The sequence below is a fragment of the Anaerobacillus alkaliphilus genome (assembly GCF_004116265.1).
Classification (GTDB): domain Bacteria; phylum Bacillota; class Bacilli; order Bacillales; family Anaerobacillaceae; genus Anaerobacillus; species Anaerobacillus alkaliphilus.
Map to the genome: position 1 here is coordinate 179,605 of NZ_QOUX01000039.1, position 16,366 is coordinate 195,970.

Annotated in this window: 18 protein-coding genes; 5 read left to right on the plus strand and 13 right to left on the minus strand. The window is 36.7% G+C overall.

Annotated elements, in window-relative coordinates:
* The first annotated feature begins 6 nt into the window (after nucleotides 1-6).
* Nucleotides 7-546 (plus strand): NADPH-dependent FMN reductase, encoded by a 540-nt coding sequence (locus tag DS745_RS12575; RefSeq protein WP_129078594.1) that lies wholly within the window; start codon nucleotides 7-9, stop codon nucleotides 544-546.
* 51 nt (nucleotides 547-597) lie between these two features.
* On the opposite strand, the gene DS745_RS12580 is transcribed toward DS745_RS12575, so the two are convergent.
* The 4 genes from DS745_RS12580 to DS745_RS12595 form a co-directional block, all read right to left on the minus strand.
* Nucleotides 598-1,059: a BsuPI-related putative proteinase inhibitor gene (locus tag DS745_RS12580; protein WP_129078595.1), complete on the minus strand. Its 462-nt coding sequence runs from the start codon at nucleotides 1,057-1,059 to the stop codon at nucleotides 598-600.
* A 95-nt stretch (nucleotides 1,060-1,154) separates the two neighbouring features.
* Nucleotides 1,155-2,717, minus strand: a complete 1,563-nt coding sequence (locus tag DS745_RS12585) for a catalase (protein WP_129078596.1) — start codon at nucleotides 2,715-2,717, stop codon at nucleotides 1,155-1,157.
* A 342-nt stretch (nucleotides 2,718-3,059) separates the two neighbouring features.
* The gene (locus tag DS745_RS12590) at nucleotides 3,060-3,782 is read right to left on the minus strand and encodes an endonuclease/exonuclease/phosphatase family protein (RefSeq protein WP_129078597.1); all 723 of its coding nucleotides are present in this window, start codon (nucleotides 3,780-3,782) and stop codon (nucleotides 3,060-3,062) included.
* A 30-nt stretch (nucleotides 3,783-3,812) separates the two neighbouring features.
* Nucleotides 3,813-4,553 carry a TspO/MBR family protein gene (locus tag DS745_RS12595; RefSeq protein ID WP_129078652.1) on the minus strand — a complete coding sequence of 247 codons (741 nt, stop codon included), beginning with the start codon at nucleotides 4,551-4,553 and terminating at the stop codon, nucleotides 3,813-3,815.
* Nucleotides 4,554-4,660: 107 nt separating this feature from the next.
* Here DS745_RS12595 and DS745_RS12600 point away from each other — a divergent pair, with 107 nt between their 5' ends.
* A complete protein-coding gene (locus DS745_RS12600; RefSeq protein WP_129078598.1) occupies nucleotides 4,661-5,749 on the plus strand; it encodes a nitric oxide synthase oxygenase in 1,089 nt (362 codons plus the stop codon).
* A gap of 12 nt (nucleotides 5,750-5,761) precedes the next feature.
* The gene (locus DS745_RS12605) at nucleotides 5,762-7,225 is read left to right on the plus strand and encodes a hypothetical protein (protein ID WP_129078599.1); all 1,464 of its coding nucleotides are present in this window, start codon (nucleotides 5,762-5,764) and stop codon (nucleotides 7,223-7,225) included.
* Between the two features lie 61 nt (nucleotides 7,226-7,286).
* On the opposite strand, the gene DS745_RS12610 is transcribed toward DS745_RS12605, so the two are convergent.
* From DS745_RS12610 to DS745_RS12650, 9 genes are all read right to left on the minus strand, one after another.
* Complete coding sequence (locus DS745_RS12610) at nucleotides 7,287-7,682, minus strand: ectoine synthase (RefSeq protein WP_129078600.1); 396 nt, start codon at nucleotides 7,680-7,682, stop codon at nucleotides 7,287-7,289.
* A 45-nt stretch (nucleotides 7,683-7,727) separates the two neighbouring features.
* Nucleotides 7,728-9,011: a diaminobutyrate--2-oxoglutarate transaminase gene (ectB, locus tag DS745_RS12615; RefSeq protein WP_129078601.1), complete on the minus strand. Its 1,284-nt coding sequence runs from the start codon at nucleotides 9,009-9,011 to the stop codon at nucleotides 7,728-7,730.
* A 60-nt stretch (nucleotides 9,012-9,071) separates the two neighbouring features.
* The gene (ectA, locus tag DS745_RS12620) at nucleotides 9,072-9,578 is read right to left on the minus strand and encodes a diaminobutyrate acetyltransferase (protein WP_129078602.1); all 507 of its coding nucleotides are present in this window, start codon (nucleotides 9,576-9,578) and stop codon (nucleotides 9,072-9,074) included.
* A gap of 283 nt (nucleotides 9,579-9,861) precedes the next feature.
* Entirely contained in the window at nucleotides 9,862-10,080 is a 219-nt protein-coding gene (locus DS745_RS12625) for a DUF5654 family protein (protein ID WP_129078603.1), read from the minus strand.
* A gap of 203 nt (nucleotides 10,081-10,283) precedes the next feature.
* The gene (locus DS745_RS12630) at nucleotides 10,284-10,439 is read right to left on the minus strand and encodes a YfhD family protein (RefSeq protein WP_129078604.1); all 156 of its coding nucleotides are present in this window, start codon (nucleotides 10,437-10,439) and stop codon (nucleotides 10,284-10,286) included.
* A gap of 17 nt (nucleotides 10,440-10,456) precedes the next feature.
* Nucleotides 10,457-10,582: a YfhE family protein gene (locus DS745_RS12635; RefSeq protein WP_129078605.1), complete on the minus strand. Its 126-nt coding sequence runs from the start codon at nucleotides 10,580-10,582 to the stop codon at nucleotides 10,457-10,459.
* 128 nt (nucleotides 10,583-10,710) lie between these two features.
* Nucleotides 10,711-11,265, minus strand: a complete 555-nt coding sequence (locus DS745_RS12640) for a GNAT family N-acetyltransferase (protein ID WP_129078606.1) — start codon at nucleotides 11,263-11,265, stop codon at nucleotides 10,711-10,713.
* Nucleotides 11,266-11,627: 362 nt separating this feature from the next.
* On the minus strand, nucleotides 11,628-12,749 hold the full coding sequence (locus tag DS745_RS12645) for an amidohydrolase (protein WP_129078607.1): 1,122 nt from the start codon (nucleotides 12,747-12,749) through the stop codon (nucleotides 11,628-11,630).
* Nucleotides 12,750-12,805: 56 nt separating this feature from the next.
* Complete coding sequence (locus DS745_RS12650) at nucleotides 12,806-13,708, minus strand: TIGR01777 family oxidoreductase (protein ID WP_129078608.1); 903 nt, start codon at nucleotides 13,706-13,708, stop codon at nucleotides 12,806-12,808.
* A gap of 85 nt (nucleotides 13,709-13,793) precedes the next feature.
* On the opposite strand from DS745_RS12650, the gene recX reads away from it, so the two are divergent.
* Nucleotides 13,794-14,600: a recombination regulator RecX gene (gene recX, locus DS745_RS12655; RefSeq protein ID WP_129078609.1), complete on the plus strand. Its 807-nt coding sequence runs from the start codon at nucleotides 13,794-13,796 to the stop codon at nucleotides 14,598-14,600.
* Between the two features lie 68 nt (nucleotides 14,601-14,668).
* Nucleotides 14,669-16,351 carry an L-lactate permease gene (locus DS745_RS12660; protein WP_129078610.1) on the plus strand — a complete coding sequence of 561 codons (1,683 nt, stop codon included), beginning with the start codon at nucleotides 14,669-14,671 and terminating at the stop codon, nucleotides 16,349-16,351.
* The last annotated feature ends 15 nt before the right edge of the window (nucleotides 16,352-16,366 follow it).

The following is a 16,366-nucleotide window of genomic DNA, read 5'->3' on the forward strand; positions in this document are numbered from 1 at the left end:
GTTTCAATGAAGGTTGTTGCTTTAGTAGGAAGTACGAGGAGAAATTCGACAACGCGAAAAGCAACGGAAATTGTTGTGAAAGAGATTGAAAGACATGGGGGTTGCGTGGAGATTATTCACTTTAAAGACGTGAAGCTCCCTATGTATGATGGAGACCTTAAGAAGGAAAATTACCCGAAAGAGATTATGAGCTTTATTAATAAAGTGGCAAGTGCCGATGGAGTTATTCTAGCTTCTCCTGAATATCACGGAAGTTTATCCGGAGTATTAAAAAATGCCCTAGACTACCTTGGTGCAAGGGAGATGAGTGGAAAAATCGCTGGCATTCTTACAACAGCAGGAAGTAAGTTAGGTGCTGCTAATACAGTGAATACCCTGCACCAGATTTGTCGCAATCTTCATGCTTGGGCGCTACCGCAAAGCCCTAGTGTCCCTGCAGCTTATGAAGCGTTCGATGAAAACGGCTCACTTAAAGATAAAAAATTGCAGGAAAGATTAGAGAGCTTAGGGAGAACTTTAGTTAGAGAAATCAAGTCGCGTAAATAAATATTATTGGAGTGCAATTGCACTCCAATTTATACTTTATTAAGTAAATGACTATTCAACAACAATTTCCATCTCAGATGTTGCGTATAAATTGTTTGCTGAAAGCCATACCTCAAGGTTGTAAGATCCAGGCTCAAGGGTTTCTAGTATTTCTAAAATATAGATCTCCATTTCAATGGCGGCATTTGTCTCAATAGTTTTCTCTGTAATAACTTGATTAAAACTATGGGCATAACTATATTGATAAACAGTTTCTCCGGCTTGATTTTTAATAGCATAATCAAAGAGCTTAGTTGTAGGAAAAGTTAGCTTCATAGGGTTTGGACCTACATTTCTGATAGAAAATACATAAATCCCGCTACTTTTCTGATCAAGCCCAACGATATAGCCTTCCTCTTCTGCAAAATCAATGCGCTCAGCAGGTTCATCACTCTTTAGTTGAGGAGTAGACCCACAACCTACGAGGAGTAAGGATACCAATGTAATAAGGGAACAAATTTTTACTAGTTTCATAGATGACTTCCTCTCGAATTGTTTACGATATAGTAGTCGGTGAATGAAACAAAAGGTTACAAAAAAGCTGAACGTATATGTTCAGCTCTTTTTCCTTAATATGGATCAGAAGGATGTCCCATTTTTTCTGCTTCTTGGACTGCTTCCTCCATCTTATTGTCTTTCATACCTTTTTCTAGTCCTTCTCTTACTCGTTTTCCGTAATCCTCATCGCACTGTGTAAAAATTTCAACCATACGATCTTGGATTTCCTTACGGCAGTTGGAGAGAGCACCGACTAAATTTGATATTAACTCATTGCGTTCCCAGTCGTTAAATCTTCTGTAAGTTTCGCCAGCTTGTCCAAAGTTATTTTCACGAGAGATTGTTTCTCTTACGAGGTTCCCTGCAATGTATGGTTCATGTTCTTTGCCAGGGTTCTTTGCTTCTTTTAATCCGCCGATTAGGGAAGGTTCATAGTTTACGTGAGGGTTTTGGTCTTTCCCAAACTCGGTTCGGTAATCCATTTGGCCGCCTTCTTGGTTAGAAGCCACATGCTTCTTCGGCTTATTAATTGGTAATTGTAGATAGTTGGAGCCGACACGATAACGTTGCGTGTCTGAGTATGAAAATGTTCTTCCTTGAAGTAGCTTATCATCAGAAAAATCTAATCCATCAACTAATACACCTGTACCGAAGGCAACTTGTTCTACTTCAGCAAAGTAATTTTCAGGGTTTTTGTTCAACACCATTTTCCCTACTGGTAGCCAAGGGTAATCCTCTTTATACCAAAGCTTCGTTGGATCAAGTGGATCAAAGTCTAATTCAGGATGTTCACCATCCTCCATAATTTGAACGTAAAGTTCCCATTCAGGATAATCACCTTTTTCAATTGCCTCGTATAAATCTTGTGTAGCATGATTAAAATTCTTTGCTTGGATTGCATCAGCATCTTTTTGTGCTAGATTTTTAATTCCTTGCTTTGGCTCCCAATGATATTTTACAAGAACACCTTTTCCTTCTTCATTTACCCATTTATAGGCGTGTACTCCTGAGCCTTGCATTTCTCGATAATTGGCAGGAATGCCCCATGGAGAAAATAAGAAGGTAATCATGTGCGCTGATTCTGGTTGATGACAAAGAAAATCAAACATACGCTCGGGATCCTGTATATTTGTGACAGGATCTGGCTTAAATGCGTGTACCATGTCAGGAAATTTTAATGGGTCACGAATAAAGAAAATCTTTAAGTTGTTACCTACTAAATCCCAGTTTCCGTCTTCTGTATAAAATTTAACCGCAAAGCCTCTAGGGTCACGTAGCGTTTCAGGAGAATTGCCACCGTGAACAACCGTTGAAAAACGAACAAAGACTGGTGTTTGCTTACCTCTTTCTTGAAACAATTTTGCACGAGTATATTTTGAAATTGGCTCATCACCAACAGTACCATAAGCTTCAAAATAACCATGTGCACCAGCTCCACGGGCATGTACTACACGCTCCGGAATTCGTTCGCGGTCAAAGTGACTTATTTTTTCAAGGAAGTCATAATTTTCTAAAGTAGTAGGGCCGCGGCTACCTACTGTTCTAACGTTCTGATTATTGGTAACAGGATGACCTTGTCGATTTGTTAACGTCTTGCCGTCAGAATTGTTTTGTTCATTGTGTTCATTTGACATGGAAAAACCTACCTCCTTTTCATTACAATGTAATTATTTCCAGTGGAGGTGTAATTATGTAGATTTTTTTAAATAGGCTCTTTTCGTAAACATTGTGGCTTTTTTATCCTAAAATAATCAGATAAATAACCTAGATGATGATATCAGCAAATAAATGATGTAAGAAAAGAGCAGTACTTACTAAATTATTCGAAAATTCTTAGTGATTTGTGTAAAAATCCGGCATTTGGGATTTTTACGAAAGAAACAAACTTTGTGATAACAGCCTTTAAATAAAAAGAGTTTTCTATGGATAATAAAACTTGGACACGTTGCTTATTTGAACGTGCCCATGAAGAAGAACTACTGCTTATATAATTCAGCTAAAACAGGTAGGTGGTCAGAAGCGTCTGTTTCAATTACCTTTGTCCGAGTGACATTGAAGTGACTTGAAACAAAAATATAATCAATTCTTGATCTTGGTCGTTTTGAAGAGAAGGTAGGGAGTGGTCGATTGATGCTACAGTCATAAAATTTCTTTGAAAGTTTTTGATAGCTTTGAGAGGAAGACTGTCTATTAAAATCGCCCATTAAAATAATGGGGTTCGTTGTTCCAAAGTTTAAACAAAAATTCACTTGCTTTTGATTTAGAATTGGATGAATACTAAAGTGGCTAGTGAGGACGGTAACTAGGTCGCTTTCAACTTGGATGGTTGCCTCTAGGATGGCCCTAGGTTCTGCAAGCAGAGGTTTTAGTTGGAATTGATGATTTTTGTGTGAAAGGATAGGGAGACGTGAAATAATTGCGTTACCATAACTTCTACCTTTGAAGGATAGAGAGGGGCCGAATTCGTAATTCATCTGGAGTTCATTCGCTAGCCAATAGGCTTGGTCTACATAGTGACTCCTTCTTGAAAACATCTGATCGACTTCGTTTAACGCAATAATATCAACATCTTCCTGCTTAATAAGATCAGCAACTTTTTGTAAATTAACTTTCGCATCCAAACCCCGTCCGTGACGCATATTAAATGTCATAACTTTTAAATTGAAGATAAACACCCCTAAAAAATGATCTACTATCATTCTTTGAACATCTAGGTATTTTCATACAATTTAACGAATGTAGGAGATAATTAGTTGTTTCTTGTTGCCAAATAAAGTTCCTATGAAAATCACTGTTGCTAAAATAAAAGCCACAAAGGAGACAATCGGTGCTTTATCGATTGTATTTACACCAATACCTATAAAGGCCCAAACAAATACTAGTGGAAAAAAGAAATCTTTTTCATAGATGCGTACAAATAGTGCCAATGCCGAAGCAATTATTAGCATTGTAATTGTCCAAAAGACATCAGATAAACCGAAACCATCCCAGTTATAGTTAACAAGTGCATAACTGATATTTGCAATAGTTGCAACACTAATCCATCCTACATAAATCGAAAAAGGTAGCCAATCCATAACACTCTCACTATGTTGCTTGGTAACCTTATATAAAAATATTAGTGACAAAAGAAGGGATACCATTACAACTACTGATAACAAAAAGTATTCATAATGCCATAGAAATAGCCAAAAGCTATTTAAAAAGCAGGATAACACAAACAGTGAAGTAGTCTTTTTATAAAGTGGTAAATCTCGCCGTTGTTTAATAAGGCTTCGTAGTACCCATACAATTAATAACAAATAGATAAGTCCCCAAATGCTAAATACATAGCCAGCTGGAGTGAACAATACGGTTATACGATTAGCAATTTCAGAGGTTGTTTGATTATTAAATGGTAAGGCGTTTGATAAATAATTAATTATGATGACAAAGGTGAAAGCAAAAAAAATAATCGTAAATCGCAACATCAAGAAATCCCCCCTTATAATCTAAGTAATAGAGCATATTCAAGAAAATCGGACAAGATAACTATATTATCATGATTTATTATATAATAAATTCAGAAGGTGAAAAAATGACATACATTAAAGAGACCCTGAAGAGAAAAGCAGCAGAGTTCATCACTGTTTGCTATCAAGAGTTATTAAAAAATGAACTAGAAACTACAAAGCGAATACAGTCTGTTCAAGAAGAAATAGAACAGACGGGTTATTATGAACATACATTTGAAGAGTTAGAACATGGTGCAAAGATGGCTTGGAGAAATAGTAATCGTTGCATTGGTCGGCTTTTTTGGGAATCGTTAAAGGTTTATGATGAAAGAAAGCTTGAGAAACCAGAGGAGATTGCGAAAGCCTTATTCCGTCATATAGAAGTGAGTACAAACAACGGAAAAATAGTACCACTTATTACAGTCTTTAAAGCGAAAAAAACTGAGGAGGACTTTCTAAAAATCCTCAATTATTCTTTGCTGCGGTATGCAGGCTATGAAACAGAATATGGTCTATTAGGTGACCCGGCTTCCATTTCTTTTACGAAGCTTTGCACGGAGTTGGGATGGCAGGGAGAAGGTACCCATTTTGACATTTTACCGATTGTATTTCAGGAAAATAATAATAAACCGATCTGGTTTGAAATCCCCAAAGGTATTGTATTAGAAGTACCTATTACTCACCCTACAATTGAAGCTTTTGCTGACTTAGATCTTAAGTGGTACAGTACACCAATTATCTCAGAAATGATGTTAGAGATAGGTGGGATTCATTATACCGCTGCACCATTTAATGGTTGGTATATGGGAACTGAAATTGGTGCAAGAAACTTTGCTGATGAAGGACGTTATAATATGTTACCAAAAGTAGCATCTATTATAGGATTAGATACGCGTAGAGCGAGTAGCCTCTGGAAAGATAAAGCACTTGTTGAACTAAATGTAGCTGTTCTTCATTCATTTAAAGAAGCAGGAGTTAGTATTGTTGATCATCATACTGCAGCTGCTCAATTTAAAAAATTTGAGGAGAAAGAAGCCCAGGTCGGCAGAGAATTAACTGGTGACTGGACTTGGTTAATACCACCTGTATCTCCGGCAACGACTCATATTTTTCATAAAGAATATAACAACGAAATTGTTAGTCCTAATTTTTTCCCTAATAAAAATACATAGGGGTGCCTATTAATGGTTGATATCGAACTACTTGCTTCCCGAGCCTGTGTTCATTGTAAGAGCACAATAGAAGCTAGATTAAGAAAAGTCATCACAATTTCTAAGGATACAACACCGTGGATTATGTTTTATGCAAACCTATATGAATTACCATCTTTAACCTGTTGTGAGGTATCTTCTCTACCAACTCATATTGCTGTAAAGACTGATGGAGCTATCGATAATAGTCTTTTTTCAGGTAAAACAAAATTTAAGGTTGGTAGTGAAGAGGTGCCGGTAATTATTGATGACGTAAACAATTATGCCGTAGCCAGAACTTTTGCAAAACAAATGGAGATTGAACAACAACTTGCGAAGCAAAAAAAGTTATGGGAGAAACAAAAGGACGACTTCTTTCACAAAACCTATACATATTTTAAGGTCCATTTTGAGCAGATCATTGATGAAATGGACCATTTAGAGGTGCTAGATATTTTACGGACGTTTGAGGATGACTATGTACTTTTGCCACCACAGTCGCCTAGACGCTTTGTTTATAAAGGAAAAAATGAACGGAAACTAATTACAAAGTGGATCAAAAAAGAGATTAAATCTTTGGCGCAAGCAGAGTCGGAAGAGGTCCAAAAATATTTGTATTTCCTAATCGTTGATTATTTTATACAGCTAAAGCTCATACCGCAAATTCACTATTTGAAATGGGATCCACAAAGGTTTGAAAAAATGATTGGTGAAAGCTTGTTGACTTATTTATTGGTATCCTTTCCGTTGACAAGTTATTTCTCTTTTTTGAAAGACGAAGCAATCCTACAACTTACAAACAAAGGGCAGTTTCAAAGAGAACTTCGACAATTACTTGAAAGAACACAAAAAGAGCTCAATTTTGTTACAAATAATAATCAAAAGCTCCAACAAACCATTGAAGATCAACAAAAGAAGATTGCTGATTTAGAAGGGAAAAATGAAAAGCTACGGCTTCAAAATAGTCGCCTAGAAAACCAACTCAATGAAACAGGTGACATTCTATTAATTGGTAGACAGGCACAAAAGATTAGAGAGTTAAAGGGTTTAGTAAATGAACTACAAGAAGAAATTAAAGAGTTGCGATTACAGAAAAGAAATGTAGAGGATGAGGAAGTACTAGAGGAAGAAGAAGTTGTAAGTGAACAGAAAGAACAGTGCTACGATTACTCATTACTTTCAGGGAAAACGATTGGTATCTTTGGAAACATTCAAGGGTATCAAACTGAGGAAGACCAATTTCCGTGTAGAATATTATCTTGTGAATCTTTAAAAAATCCGGATGCTGTTAGTGTTTTGCGAGAAAGTGATATTCTAGTAGTTTTAACTCAGCATATTTCCCATAGTTGTATGTGGTCGATTAAAGAGTTTGCTAATCAGAATCACTTGCCAGTAGTTTATTCTAGACATACAAACGTACAAATTATTCTTGATCAAGTAGCGGTGACTGCGGAATAATCTGTCTGGTTAAAATTTAGAAAAGCCCAGCTTGGAACTACAAGCTGGGCTTTTGTCACCCTTATTTATTCGCTTCTTCAACTAAAGGATAAACGCCATTTTCATCATGGATTTCTTGACCAGTAATTGGCGGGTTGAACACACATACCATGCGCATGTTTGTTTTGGCACGAAGTAAATGTTCATCATTTTCATCTAGTGCATAGATTGAGTTTGCTGTAATTGGATGAACTTTGTTGTCTTTTAGAGTAACAACTTCACCTTCGCCTTCAATACAGTAAACTGCCTCAAGGTGGTTTTGGTACCAAATATGGGTTTCAGTTCCTGCTTTAATTATTGTATCATGTACTGAGTAGCCCATTCCGTCTTTTGCTAATAATAGTCTGCGACTAGTCCAGTTTTCACCTTTTACTTCTTGATTTGTTCCGATAATATCTTCTAATTTTACTACTTTCATTGAGTGTACCTCCTAATAGTTAGTTTTGTCATTTAGGCTTTTCCATTAGTTTGCTACAGGGTGTTTAGTGGAAACTAGGCTTTGTACGCTTTCCTCAATAATTTTAAAGCCTTTTTCTAATCCTTCTTCACTTATCGTAAGAGGTGGGAAGAGTTTAAATACTTCGTCTTCCGGTCCTGCAGTTTCCATGATTAGACCTTGCTCAAACGCTTTTGCGGCAATGCTACTTGCAAGCCCCTCAATAGGTGTGCTAACCCCTTGCATAAAGCCACGGCCTTTCACTTCACCTTTTAACTCAGGGTACTTTTTGACAATGTTTGTTAGAAACTCTGTAATCATCTCAGATTTCTTTGCAATGCTCTTTTCAAACGTATCATCTTCCCAATATGTTAAAGCTTCAGTTGCCGTAACAAATGCCACATTATTCCCTCTGAATGTTCCATTATGTTCACCAGGGCTCCAGATATCTAGTTCAGGCTTGATGAGTGTAAGAGCAAGAGGTAAGCCGTAACCACTAATTGATTTTGATAGACAAACAATATCAGGAGTAATGCCAGCTTTTTCAAAAGAGAAGAATGTTCCAGTTCTACCTACACCTGCTTGCACATCATCAACAATTAGTAAAATTCCCCAACGCTTACAAACAGCTTCAATTCGTTGAAGCCACTCGAAATTAGCAGCATTTACGCCACCTTCACCTTGGACTGTCTCGAGAATCATAGCAGCAGGAATTTCTACCCCACTACCGTTGTCTTCTAAGAAGCGTTCGAGATACTCCACGGTGTCGAGACTTTCGCTTACAAAATTATCATAAGGCATTGTTACTACATGTTGTAATGGAATTCCAGCACCTTTACGTTTCATAGCATTCCCTGTCACAGATAATGCTCCGATCGTCATTCCGTGGAAGCCATTTGTAAAGGAAATAACATTCGTGCGTCCAGTTACTTTACGAGCAAGTTTTAACGCACTTTCAACAGTGTTTGTGCCAGTCGGACCTGGGAACATCACTTTATAGTTTAGGTTACGTGGCTTTAAGATTACTTCATTAAACTTCTTCAAGAAATTGCCTTTTGCCTCCGTAGCCATATCTAGAGAGTGGGTGATGCTATCAGACATGATATATTCGACAAGCTTTTGTTTCATTTTTTCATCATTATGACCGTAATTTAGAGCTCCAGCACCGGCAAAGAAATCAAGGTACTCTTTCCCATTAATATCCCACATCTTATAACCTTTTGCTTTTTTAAATACTGTTGGAAAACTTCTAACGTAACTTCGTACATTCGATTCCAATTCCTCAAAAATTTTCAGATCATGATTTACCATACTTATAAATCCCTCCTCGGTTTTATAGGAAACTTTTAAAAACGCAGTTTACTTATTTGTTTAATCAGATAAAGGGCCAACTCGAAACAATAATTCTTCCTCGTGATCATTAGTAGGGAACAATTTAGCTGAATAGCATGTTTTAACAGCACATTCTGTGTGTTTTTTGCGTGCTAACCCTCGGAATAAAGATTGTGATGCTTGATTAGATGGGGTGACTGTTGCTTCTAGATAGCGTACATTTTTACATGCAGGTCGCCTTATGAGTTCGGCGAGCATCTTTGAGGCAATCCCTTTTCCACGTTGGGAAGGGTCAACTCCAACTTGCCATACAAAAATGACATCTTGTTGTTCTGGGGGTATAAAAGCAGTTATAAAACCTAGTAATTTTTCATCTTGTTTAACAACCACACAGGTTTCCTTGAAGTAATCACACATCATAATGTATTTATAAGGTGAATTATTATCTAATGTTGATTGTTTAACTAAATTCCACATTAAAGCTCCATCAGTTACTTTTGGTTTTTCTATACGTATTGTTTGTTCCATTGTTTGTTTACTTTTCATTGAAGATCACCGAAATGTCTTTGAATGAAAATGGAAGTCACTCTCCTTTGGATGTAATAATTATTAACATAATTAATCATAGTAAGTTCGGAAAATATAAGCAACCGTGTTATTTCCTGATAAATGAGGATTATCTCCCTTTAAACATGGTTAAGGAAAATAAGCTGTAAGATTATCTTTTATTGCTACCTAATTGTTCCATTTTCAACCGTTTTCAAATATAGTAGAAAATTGTCATTTTTTGCGTAGGGAGCTTAAATGTATATTAATAAAGGACAATCTATTATTTATCATCCTCTATGAAACTGGCGAAAATAGTAGTCAGTAATACGGCAATAGATGTAATTAAAATAGCAAACATAAATCGTTCTTTTACGCCCTCACCATGGGGAAAGAGAGAATTAAACAGTGCTTGTACAGCATCATTCCAAGCAAGGGCTGCCATCACACCAATAGCCGCTGTAAACAATGTAATAATTTGTTCTAACATCTTTTTACCCATAAAGATCACCTCTATTCATCTTTATGAATGGAAGACAAGTTTAGAAGAGTTAAATTAATTAAGTACTAGAATCAAAAAAAGTTGCCTATAAAGAGTTGACTCAATACAAACAACTTTTGAAAGAGGTTAATTAAAGGTATGCACGTTGGATAGTAGATATCACAAAAAAAGGAATAACTTCAGCGAAGTTATTCCTTTTAGCTTTATTTTTTTCCTTTTGCTCTAGCATCTGCTGCTCTTGATCTTTCTTGTGCCTCAACATCGTCTTGATCAGCTAATTCTTGAGAAAATTCAATGTCTCTACCATCGCTAACAACATCTTCTCTTTGGAAATCTTGGTTTTTATTGTTTTTAGCCATAAGAAATCCCTCCTTAATTATCTAGTTCCTCTTGCCCGTTCCATAGCTCTGTCAGCTGCTTTAAACTCTGAAGTATAAAGAACTTCTTGTGTTTTCGTAAGTGTTTTTCGCTCATCTCTCGCACGTTGCTTTTTACTTTCCATATTTAAAACCACCTTTTTTAGCTTTGTTCACAAGTAGTTTGCTTAGTTACCAAGACATTTATTCAGGGGTAAATAAAGTAAAAAAGTAGGGCGACTAAATAGTCAGCACCTACTTTTTTTACTATATTCTATGCTTCTTTAAGCTCTGGTTCCGAAGATTGTTGTCTGTATTGATATAGCGTAAACTGATCTTTTTCAATTTGATATAGATCATATATGATTTCATCAGTATTTATTTGATAAAAGATGTCTTTACGAGTTTGGTTAGCTAGTGATACATAGGGTAATTTTTCCGCAGCCATTCGAGAGCGAATATTTACAGTACGAATTCTCATAAAAACGGAATCAATTGAAAGTTCGTAGAACAATTCGTTAAAGAAGGCATCTTTAGCTACTTGATTATAACCTTTACCATGAAATGGTTTTCCTAACCATGTACCAAGAAAGCCAGCCTGCTCGTTTACATCAAATAAGTTGATTGTACCAATTGGGTTACCCCACTCATCACAGATCGTACGAGAAATGATCTCGCCACGTTCTTCAGCTTCAATAGTTTGCTTTGTTAAGAATAGAAATTCATCATAAGAATTTGCTTTTTGACGAACAAATGGGAAAACAGCTGGGTCAATCATTAACTCATATAATTTGTGACAATCTGTCAAATCGCGCTTTTTAATATACATTTTTACCCCTCCACATAGGGGCAGAAAAATAAGCCTGCTCGCTCCACCCCTCGAATTTAATGAAATTGCGTATCAAATTCGGGGTGGGAATCGAACCCACTAGGACCAGATAAGCTGGTGGCGCAACCAATTGCCTTCCCATTTCTCTTACGTATGATATTGGATGTGTTACCCATAATATATTATTTGCAACTATAAAAAATTCTCGTTTACTTCAATATTCCGCGATATATGTTCGTTTTCAATGCTTTTGATGCTTTAACGCTAGAAAACCTAATTATATCTCATGGAATTGATGGTTTACTTGAAAATCCTATATCATCATAATCGATTTGAGGGGAAAATGGAACCCTTTTTTATATTTATTTTTTGTAAATAATTTCCCCATTAATAATCGTGACTTCGGGACTAGCCATATAGTGAAAAGGATGCTGATTCCAAAGGACTACATCGGCATCTTTTCCTACTTCTAAACTCCCAACACGATGATCTACTCCTAGGTTTTTCGCAGGATTTATTGTAATTCCTTCTAGTGCATGTTTCTCGCTTAGACCTTCTCTAACAGCAATAGCTGCACATATGTTTAAGTATTGAATTGGTGTATAAGGATGATCAGTAGTAATTGAAACGCTGATACCATGATCTGCTAGGATACTGTATGTTCTCCATGTCTTGTTTTTTAATTCTATTTTCGAACGTCTAGTTAACGTTGGTCCCACCGTAACCTGAAGTGGATACTGAGTTAGTTCATCTGCGATTAAATGACCTTCTGTACAATGCTCAATACGTAAATCTAATTGGAATTCTTCAGCAAATCGAACTGCAGCTAGTATATCGTCAGCACGATGAGCATGAATTCTGACCGGTATTTTACGATCTAATGCTAATATAATAGGAGCTACACGAAGATCATCACGGTTTGGGTTAGACTTGGCTTGGTAAAATGCCTCACGTAGCATACCCATAATTCCCATTCGCGTGATATCGTTTTTGTTAGATTGACTATGAACGCGTTTAGGATTTTCACCTAATGCTAATTTTAATCCAGCAATGTCTTTAAGAAGCATCTTCTGAACGTTTTTTCCAACTGTTTTAATGACTGATGTTGTTCCACCAATTACATTGGCACTACCAGGCATGACATGAACGGTCGTCACACCAAACTTTACTGCATCGTTAAAACCAATATCTAAAGGATAGACGCCATCAATCGCTCTAATATGAGGTGTTAGTGCTTCGATTGTTTCGTTTGCATCATTACCAGCCCAACCAGTTCCTTCATCATATAGACCTAAGTGTGTATGTGCATCGATAAATCCTGGGAGAAGATGCTTGTTCTCTCCATTAATAACCTGCATCTCGGGTGTTGGTTCAATATGCTTTTCAATACGAGCAATCTTCCCATCCTTAATTAATAATGATCCTTTTTCAAGCTTTTCAGAGGTAATTGGATAAATTGTTGCATTTTGAATAAGAATTTCCATGGCTGTTTCTCCTTTAATGTCAGTAAAACTTGGAGTAGGACCCCAAGTAAAAAAACTTATAATTTCAAATTTTCTAATGCTTCTTTTAGATTAGAATACGAAAATTGAAAGCCGTGGTCAATTGCTTTTTTAGGAAAGACATTTTGTCCCTCTAGAACAAGCATGCTCATTTCTCCTAAAAGTAATTTCAGTGCAAAACTTGGCGCAGGTAGCCAATGCGGTTTCCTTAGACGTTCGCCTATTTCTTTCCCGAATTGTTTCATTTTCATGGGATTCGGGGCTGTGATGTTTATTGGGCCGCTAATAGCATTAGTTTTTATCGCAAAGGTTATTAAGTCCACGGCATCATCAATGTGAATCCATGACAGCCATTGCTTGCCTGTTCCAACAGTGCCCCCTACGAATAATTTATATGGTAGTAACATCTTTACTAGAGCTCCACCCTCACTAGCTAATACAACTCCAAAACGAAGAAAAACCGTTCTAATTCCAAGTTCTTCAGCTTTCTTTGCTTCCTGCTCCCATTGCTGGACAACTGTGGCCAAAAAGTCTTCTCCAGGATGAGTATCTTCTTCTGTATATTTAGTAACCAAAGAAGTACCGTAGAAACCCACGGCTGAAGCATTAAGAAAGACATCGGGCTTTTTACTTAGTTTTTTCATTAAGGCGAGGCAATTCCTCGTAGCCTCTAATCTACTAGATAAAATCTTCTCTTTTTGGTTAGCGGTCCAACGACTATTAATGGTTTCTCCTGCTAAATTTATCACTACATCGATATTCTCAAGTGATTTTTCAGGGGTATCCCCAGGATTTAACCAGTTAATATAAGAAATATTATTTGTTTTTGTCTTATTTTCAGAGTTTCTTGTTAAAATGAATACATGATGGTTATCATTTACGAGGCATTCGACTAATTTCGAACCAATCAGACCAGTTCCACCACAAACTACAATGTTCAATTAAGACACCTCCAATGAATGAACTACTTTACATACAATTATGCAAGAAAATTATGGAAAAAGCTACTAACGAGGAAGTGGACCTATGCCAGTAATTTCAAAGATTACAGTCCAAAAGAAAAACAAAGAACGATATAATATCTATATTGAAGATGTTTATAGTTTTAGTGTTGATGAAGCTGTTTTAATAAATTTTCAGTTACGAAAGGGAACAGAGGTTACTAAGGAACTGTTAGAACAAGTTATGGAAGAAGATAGTATCCGAAAAGGGTATGGACTGGCGATTAACTTTTTGTCGTATCGGATGCGTTCCATAAAAGAAGTATCTGATTACCTAATAAAAAAAGACTTAGAATTAGAAACCGTACAAATAATCTTAAAGAAATTAATCGATGAAAATTATTTAAATGACCAGGAATTTGCTCAAGCGTTCGTTCAATCAAGGGTAAATCTTTCCCTAAAGGGTCCTGAAATTATTAAGAGGGAATTACTTGAAAAAGGAGTAGGGGAAGTAGATATCAATAATAGTCTTAGGCACTTTAGTCACGAGCAGCAGTTGGAAAAGGCCCTCTCCTTTTTGATGAAAAAATATCCAAGAACACTTAAGACTTCTCGAGCTGAACAAGACAAAAAGATATATTTGTTACTTTTTTCGAAAGGGTTTTCCCATGAAGTTGTTCAACAGGCCTTTACTGAGTTTTATAAAGAGCAAGAAGAAGATAATAGTGAGTGGGAAGCCATCAAAGCACAAGGCGCGAAAGCGTTAAAAAAGTATCAAGCTTTTAGTGATTGGGAAAGAAAACAGAAGATGAAACAGTTCTTATATCGGAAGGGGTTTTCATTTGAGATGATTGATAAAGTACTTGAGTATATAGAAAACGAAGGGGAATAATTAGGATAAGATGTCATCAGTTACTGGTGACTTTTTCAAAGTATATTTCTACAAAGAAAGGATCTTATATGTTAACAACTCTTGTTGCTTTTACACCTATAATTGCCGTTTTACTCTTTTTAGTAGTCCTAAGGATGCCAGCGATAAAGGCGATGCCAATTAGTCTATTAGCAACAGCGTTACTAGCCATTTTTTATTGGCAAGTACCAGTGATCCAGGTTTTGGCTGCATCGCTTGAAGGAATTATCATAGGTGTTTCAATTCTTTATATTGTTTTTGGAGCTATTCTACTTTTAAACACGTTAAAGCTAAGTGGAGCTATTGATACAATCAGAAACAGTTTTTTAGGAATTTCCGCAGACAGGCGTGTTCAATTAATAATAATTGCTTGGTTATTCGGTGCCTTTATTGAAGGGGCAGCAGGGTTTGGGACGCCAGCTGCAATAGCAGCACCACTATTAGTTGCATTGGGATTTCCGGCGTTGGCAGCGGTTGTCTTGGCTTTAATTGCTGACAGTAGCCCAGTATCCTTTGGAGCAGTAGGTACGCCTATCATTGTCGGAGTAAATCAAGGGTTGCAAGAAGGATCGGAAATTGCTGCGATTGTTCAACCGTACTTAGGTGACATGTCTATGCTTGATTACATGCATGTAATTGGTACACGAGTAATGACCATTGATGTATTTGTAGGGACGTTGATGCCATTAATATTGGTCCTTTTATTGACTAAGTTTTTTGGTGAGAAACGCTCGTTTGAAGATGGCATAAAGATATGGAAATTTGCTCTTTTTGCAGGTCTTTCGTTTACAGTTCCGGCCTTAATAGTAGCTACATTTTTAGGTCCGGAGTTCCCATCGATTTTTGGTGGATTATTTGGATTAGTAATTGTCATAACTTCTGCAAAAAAAGGGTTTCTAGTACCTAAGGAGACCTGGAACTTTCCAGATAAAGCCGACTGGGCTCAATCATGGAATGGTCAAGAATTTGCTAGTGAAGCAAAGTATGTAAAAGAAAAAGGGATGAAAAAAGAGTTGCCATTGTTAGTTGCATGGTTACCTTATTTGTTCGTTGGCCTATTACTCGTCTTAACACGTCTAGAAATCTTACCTTTTAAACAGTGGTTACTAAGTTTTAGGATTTCATGGAACAACATTTTGGGAACTGAGATTGGTACATCACTTCAACCTTTATATTTACCTGGGACAGTGTTTGTTCTGGTTGTATTACTAACGTTTTTTGTACATAAAATGGAGGCTTCTCAGTTAAGGAGATCATTTTCAATGTCCGGGAAAGCCATTGTTGGAAGTGCAATTGCGTTATTTACAGCAGTTCCAATGGTAAGAATTTTCATTAACTCTGGATTAAATGAGGCAGGTTTCCAAAGTATGCCAATTGAACTAGCAAACACAGCATCATCCTTAATGGGTGGCTCATGGCCATTGGTTGCACCATTAATTGGTGCCCTGGGATCATTTGTTTCAGGTAGCGCAACCTTTAGTAATATGATGTTTTCCTTATTTCAGTTTAGTGTAGCAGATCAAATTGGTGTTGATCCAGCTATTGTTGTAAGTATGCAGGTACTCGGAGCAAATGCTGGTAATATGATTTGTGTGTTAAATGTCGTTGCCGCTGCATCTGTCGTTGGATTATTAGGAAAAGAAGGGGCAATTATTCGGATGACATTAGGACCAATGCTATACTATTCATTGTTTTCAGGAGTCATTGGGTTGTTGCTTGCTTATGTTTTTTAGAGAATGCTGCGCACA

Bases quoted from the DNA above. Each gene is read 5' to 3' on its own strand.
- DS745_RS12600 (WP_129078598.1), top strand. From the start codon at position 4,661: ATGACATACATTAAAGAGACCCTGAAGAGAAAAGCAGCAGAGTTCATC.
- DS745_RS12585 (WP_129078596.1), bottom strand. From the start codon at position 2,717: ATGTCAAATGAACACAATGAACAAAACAATTCTGACGGCAAGACGTTA.
- ectB (WP_129078601.1), bottom strand. From the start codon at position 9,011: ATGGTAAATCATGATCTGAAAATTTTTGAGGAATTGGAATCGAATGTA.
- DS745_RS12635 (WP_129078605.1), bottom strand. From the start codon at position 10,582: ATGGAAAGTAAAAAGCAACGTGCGAGAGATGAGCGAAAAACACTTACG.
- DS745_RS12580 (WP_129078595.1), bottom strand. From the start codon at position 1,059: ATGAAACTAGTAAAAATTTGTTCCCTTATTACATTGGTATCCTTACTC.
- DS745_RS12625 (WP_129078603.1), bottom strand. From the start codon at position 10,080: ATGGGTAAAAAGATGTTAGAACAAATTATTACATTGTTTACAGCGGCT.
- DS745_RS12595 (WP_129078652.1), bottom strand. From the start codon at position 4,553: ATGTTGCGATTTACGATTATTTTTTTTGCTTTCACCTTTGTCATCATA.
- DS745_RS12660 (WP_129078610.1), top strand. From the start codon at position 14,669: ATGTTAACAACTCTTGTTGCTTTTACACCTATAATTGCCGTTTTACTC.
- ectA (WP_129078602.1), bottom strand. From the start codon at position 9,578: ATGAAAAGTAAACAAACAATGGAACAAACAATACGTATAGAAAAACCA.
- DS745_RS12575 (WP_129078594.1), top strand. From the start codon at position 7: ATGAAGGTTGTTGCTTTAGTAGGAAGTACGAGGAGAAATTCGACAACG.
- DS745_RS12645 (WP_129078607.1), bottom strand. From the start codon at position 12,749: ATGGAAATTCTTATTCAAAATGCAACAATTTATCCAATTACCTCTGAA.
- DS745_RS12610 (WP_129078600.1), bottom strand. From the start codon at position 7,682: ATGAAAGTAGTAAAATTAGAAGATATTATCGGAACAAATCAAGAAGTA.
- DS745_RS12590 (WP_129078597.1), bottom strand. From the start codon at position 3,782: ATGATAGTAGATCATTTTTTAGGGGTGTTTATCTTCAATTTAAAAGTT.
- DS745_RS12640 (WP_129078606.1), bottom strand. From the start codon at position 11,265: ATGTATATTAAAAAGCGCGATTTGACAGATTGTCACAAATTATATGAG.
- DS745_RS12605 (WP_129078599.1), top strand. From the start codon at position 5,762: ATGGTTGATATCGAACTACTTGCTTCCCGAGCCTGTGTTCATTGTAAG.
- recX (WP_129078609.1), top strand. From the start codon at position 13,794: ATGCCAGTAATTTCAAAGATTACAGTCCAAAAGAAAAACAAAGAACGA.
- DS745_RS12630 (WP_129078604.1), bottom strand. From the start codon at position 10,439: ATGGCTAAAAACAATAAAAACCAAGATTTCCAAAGAGAAGATGTTGTT.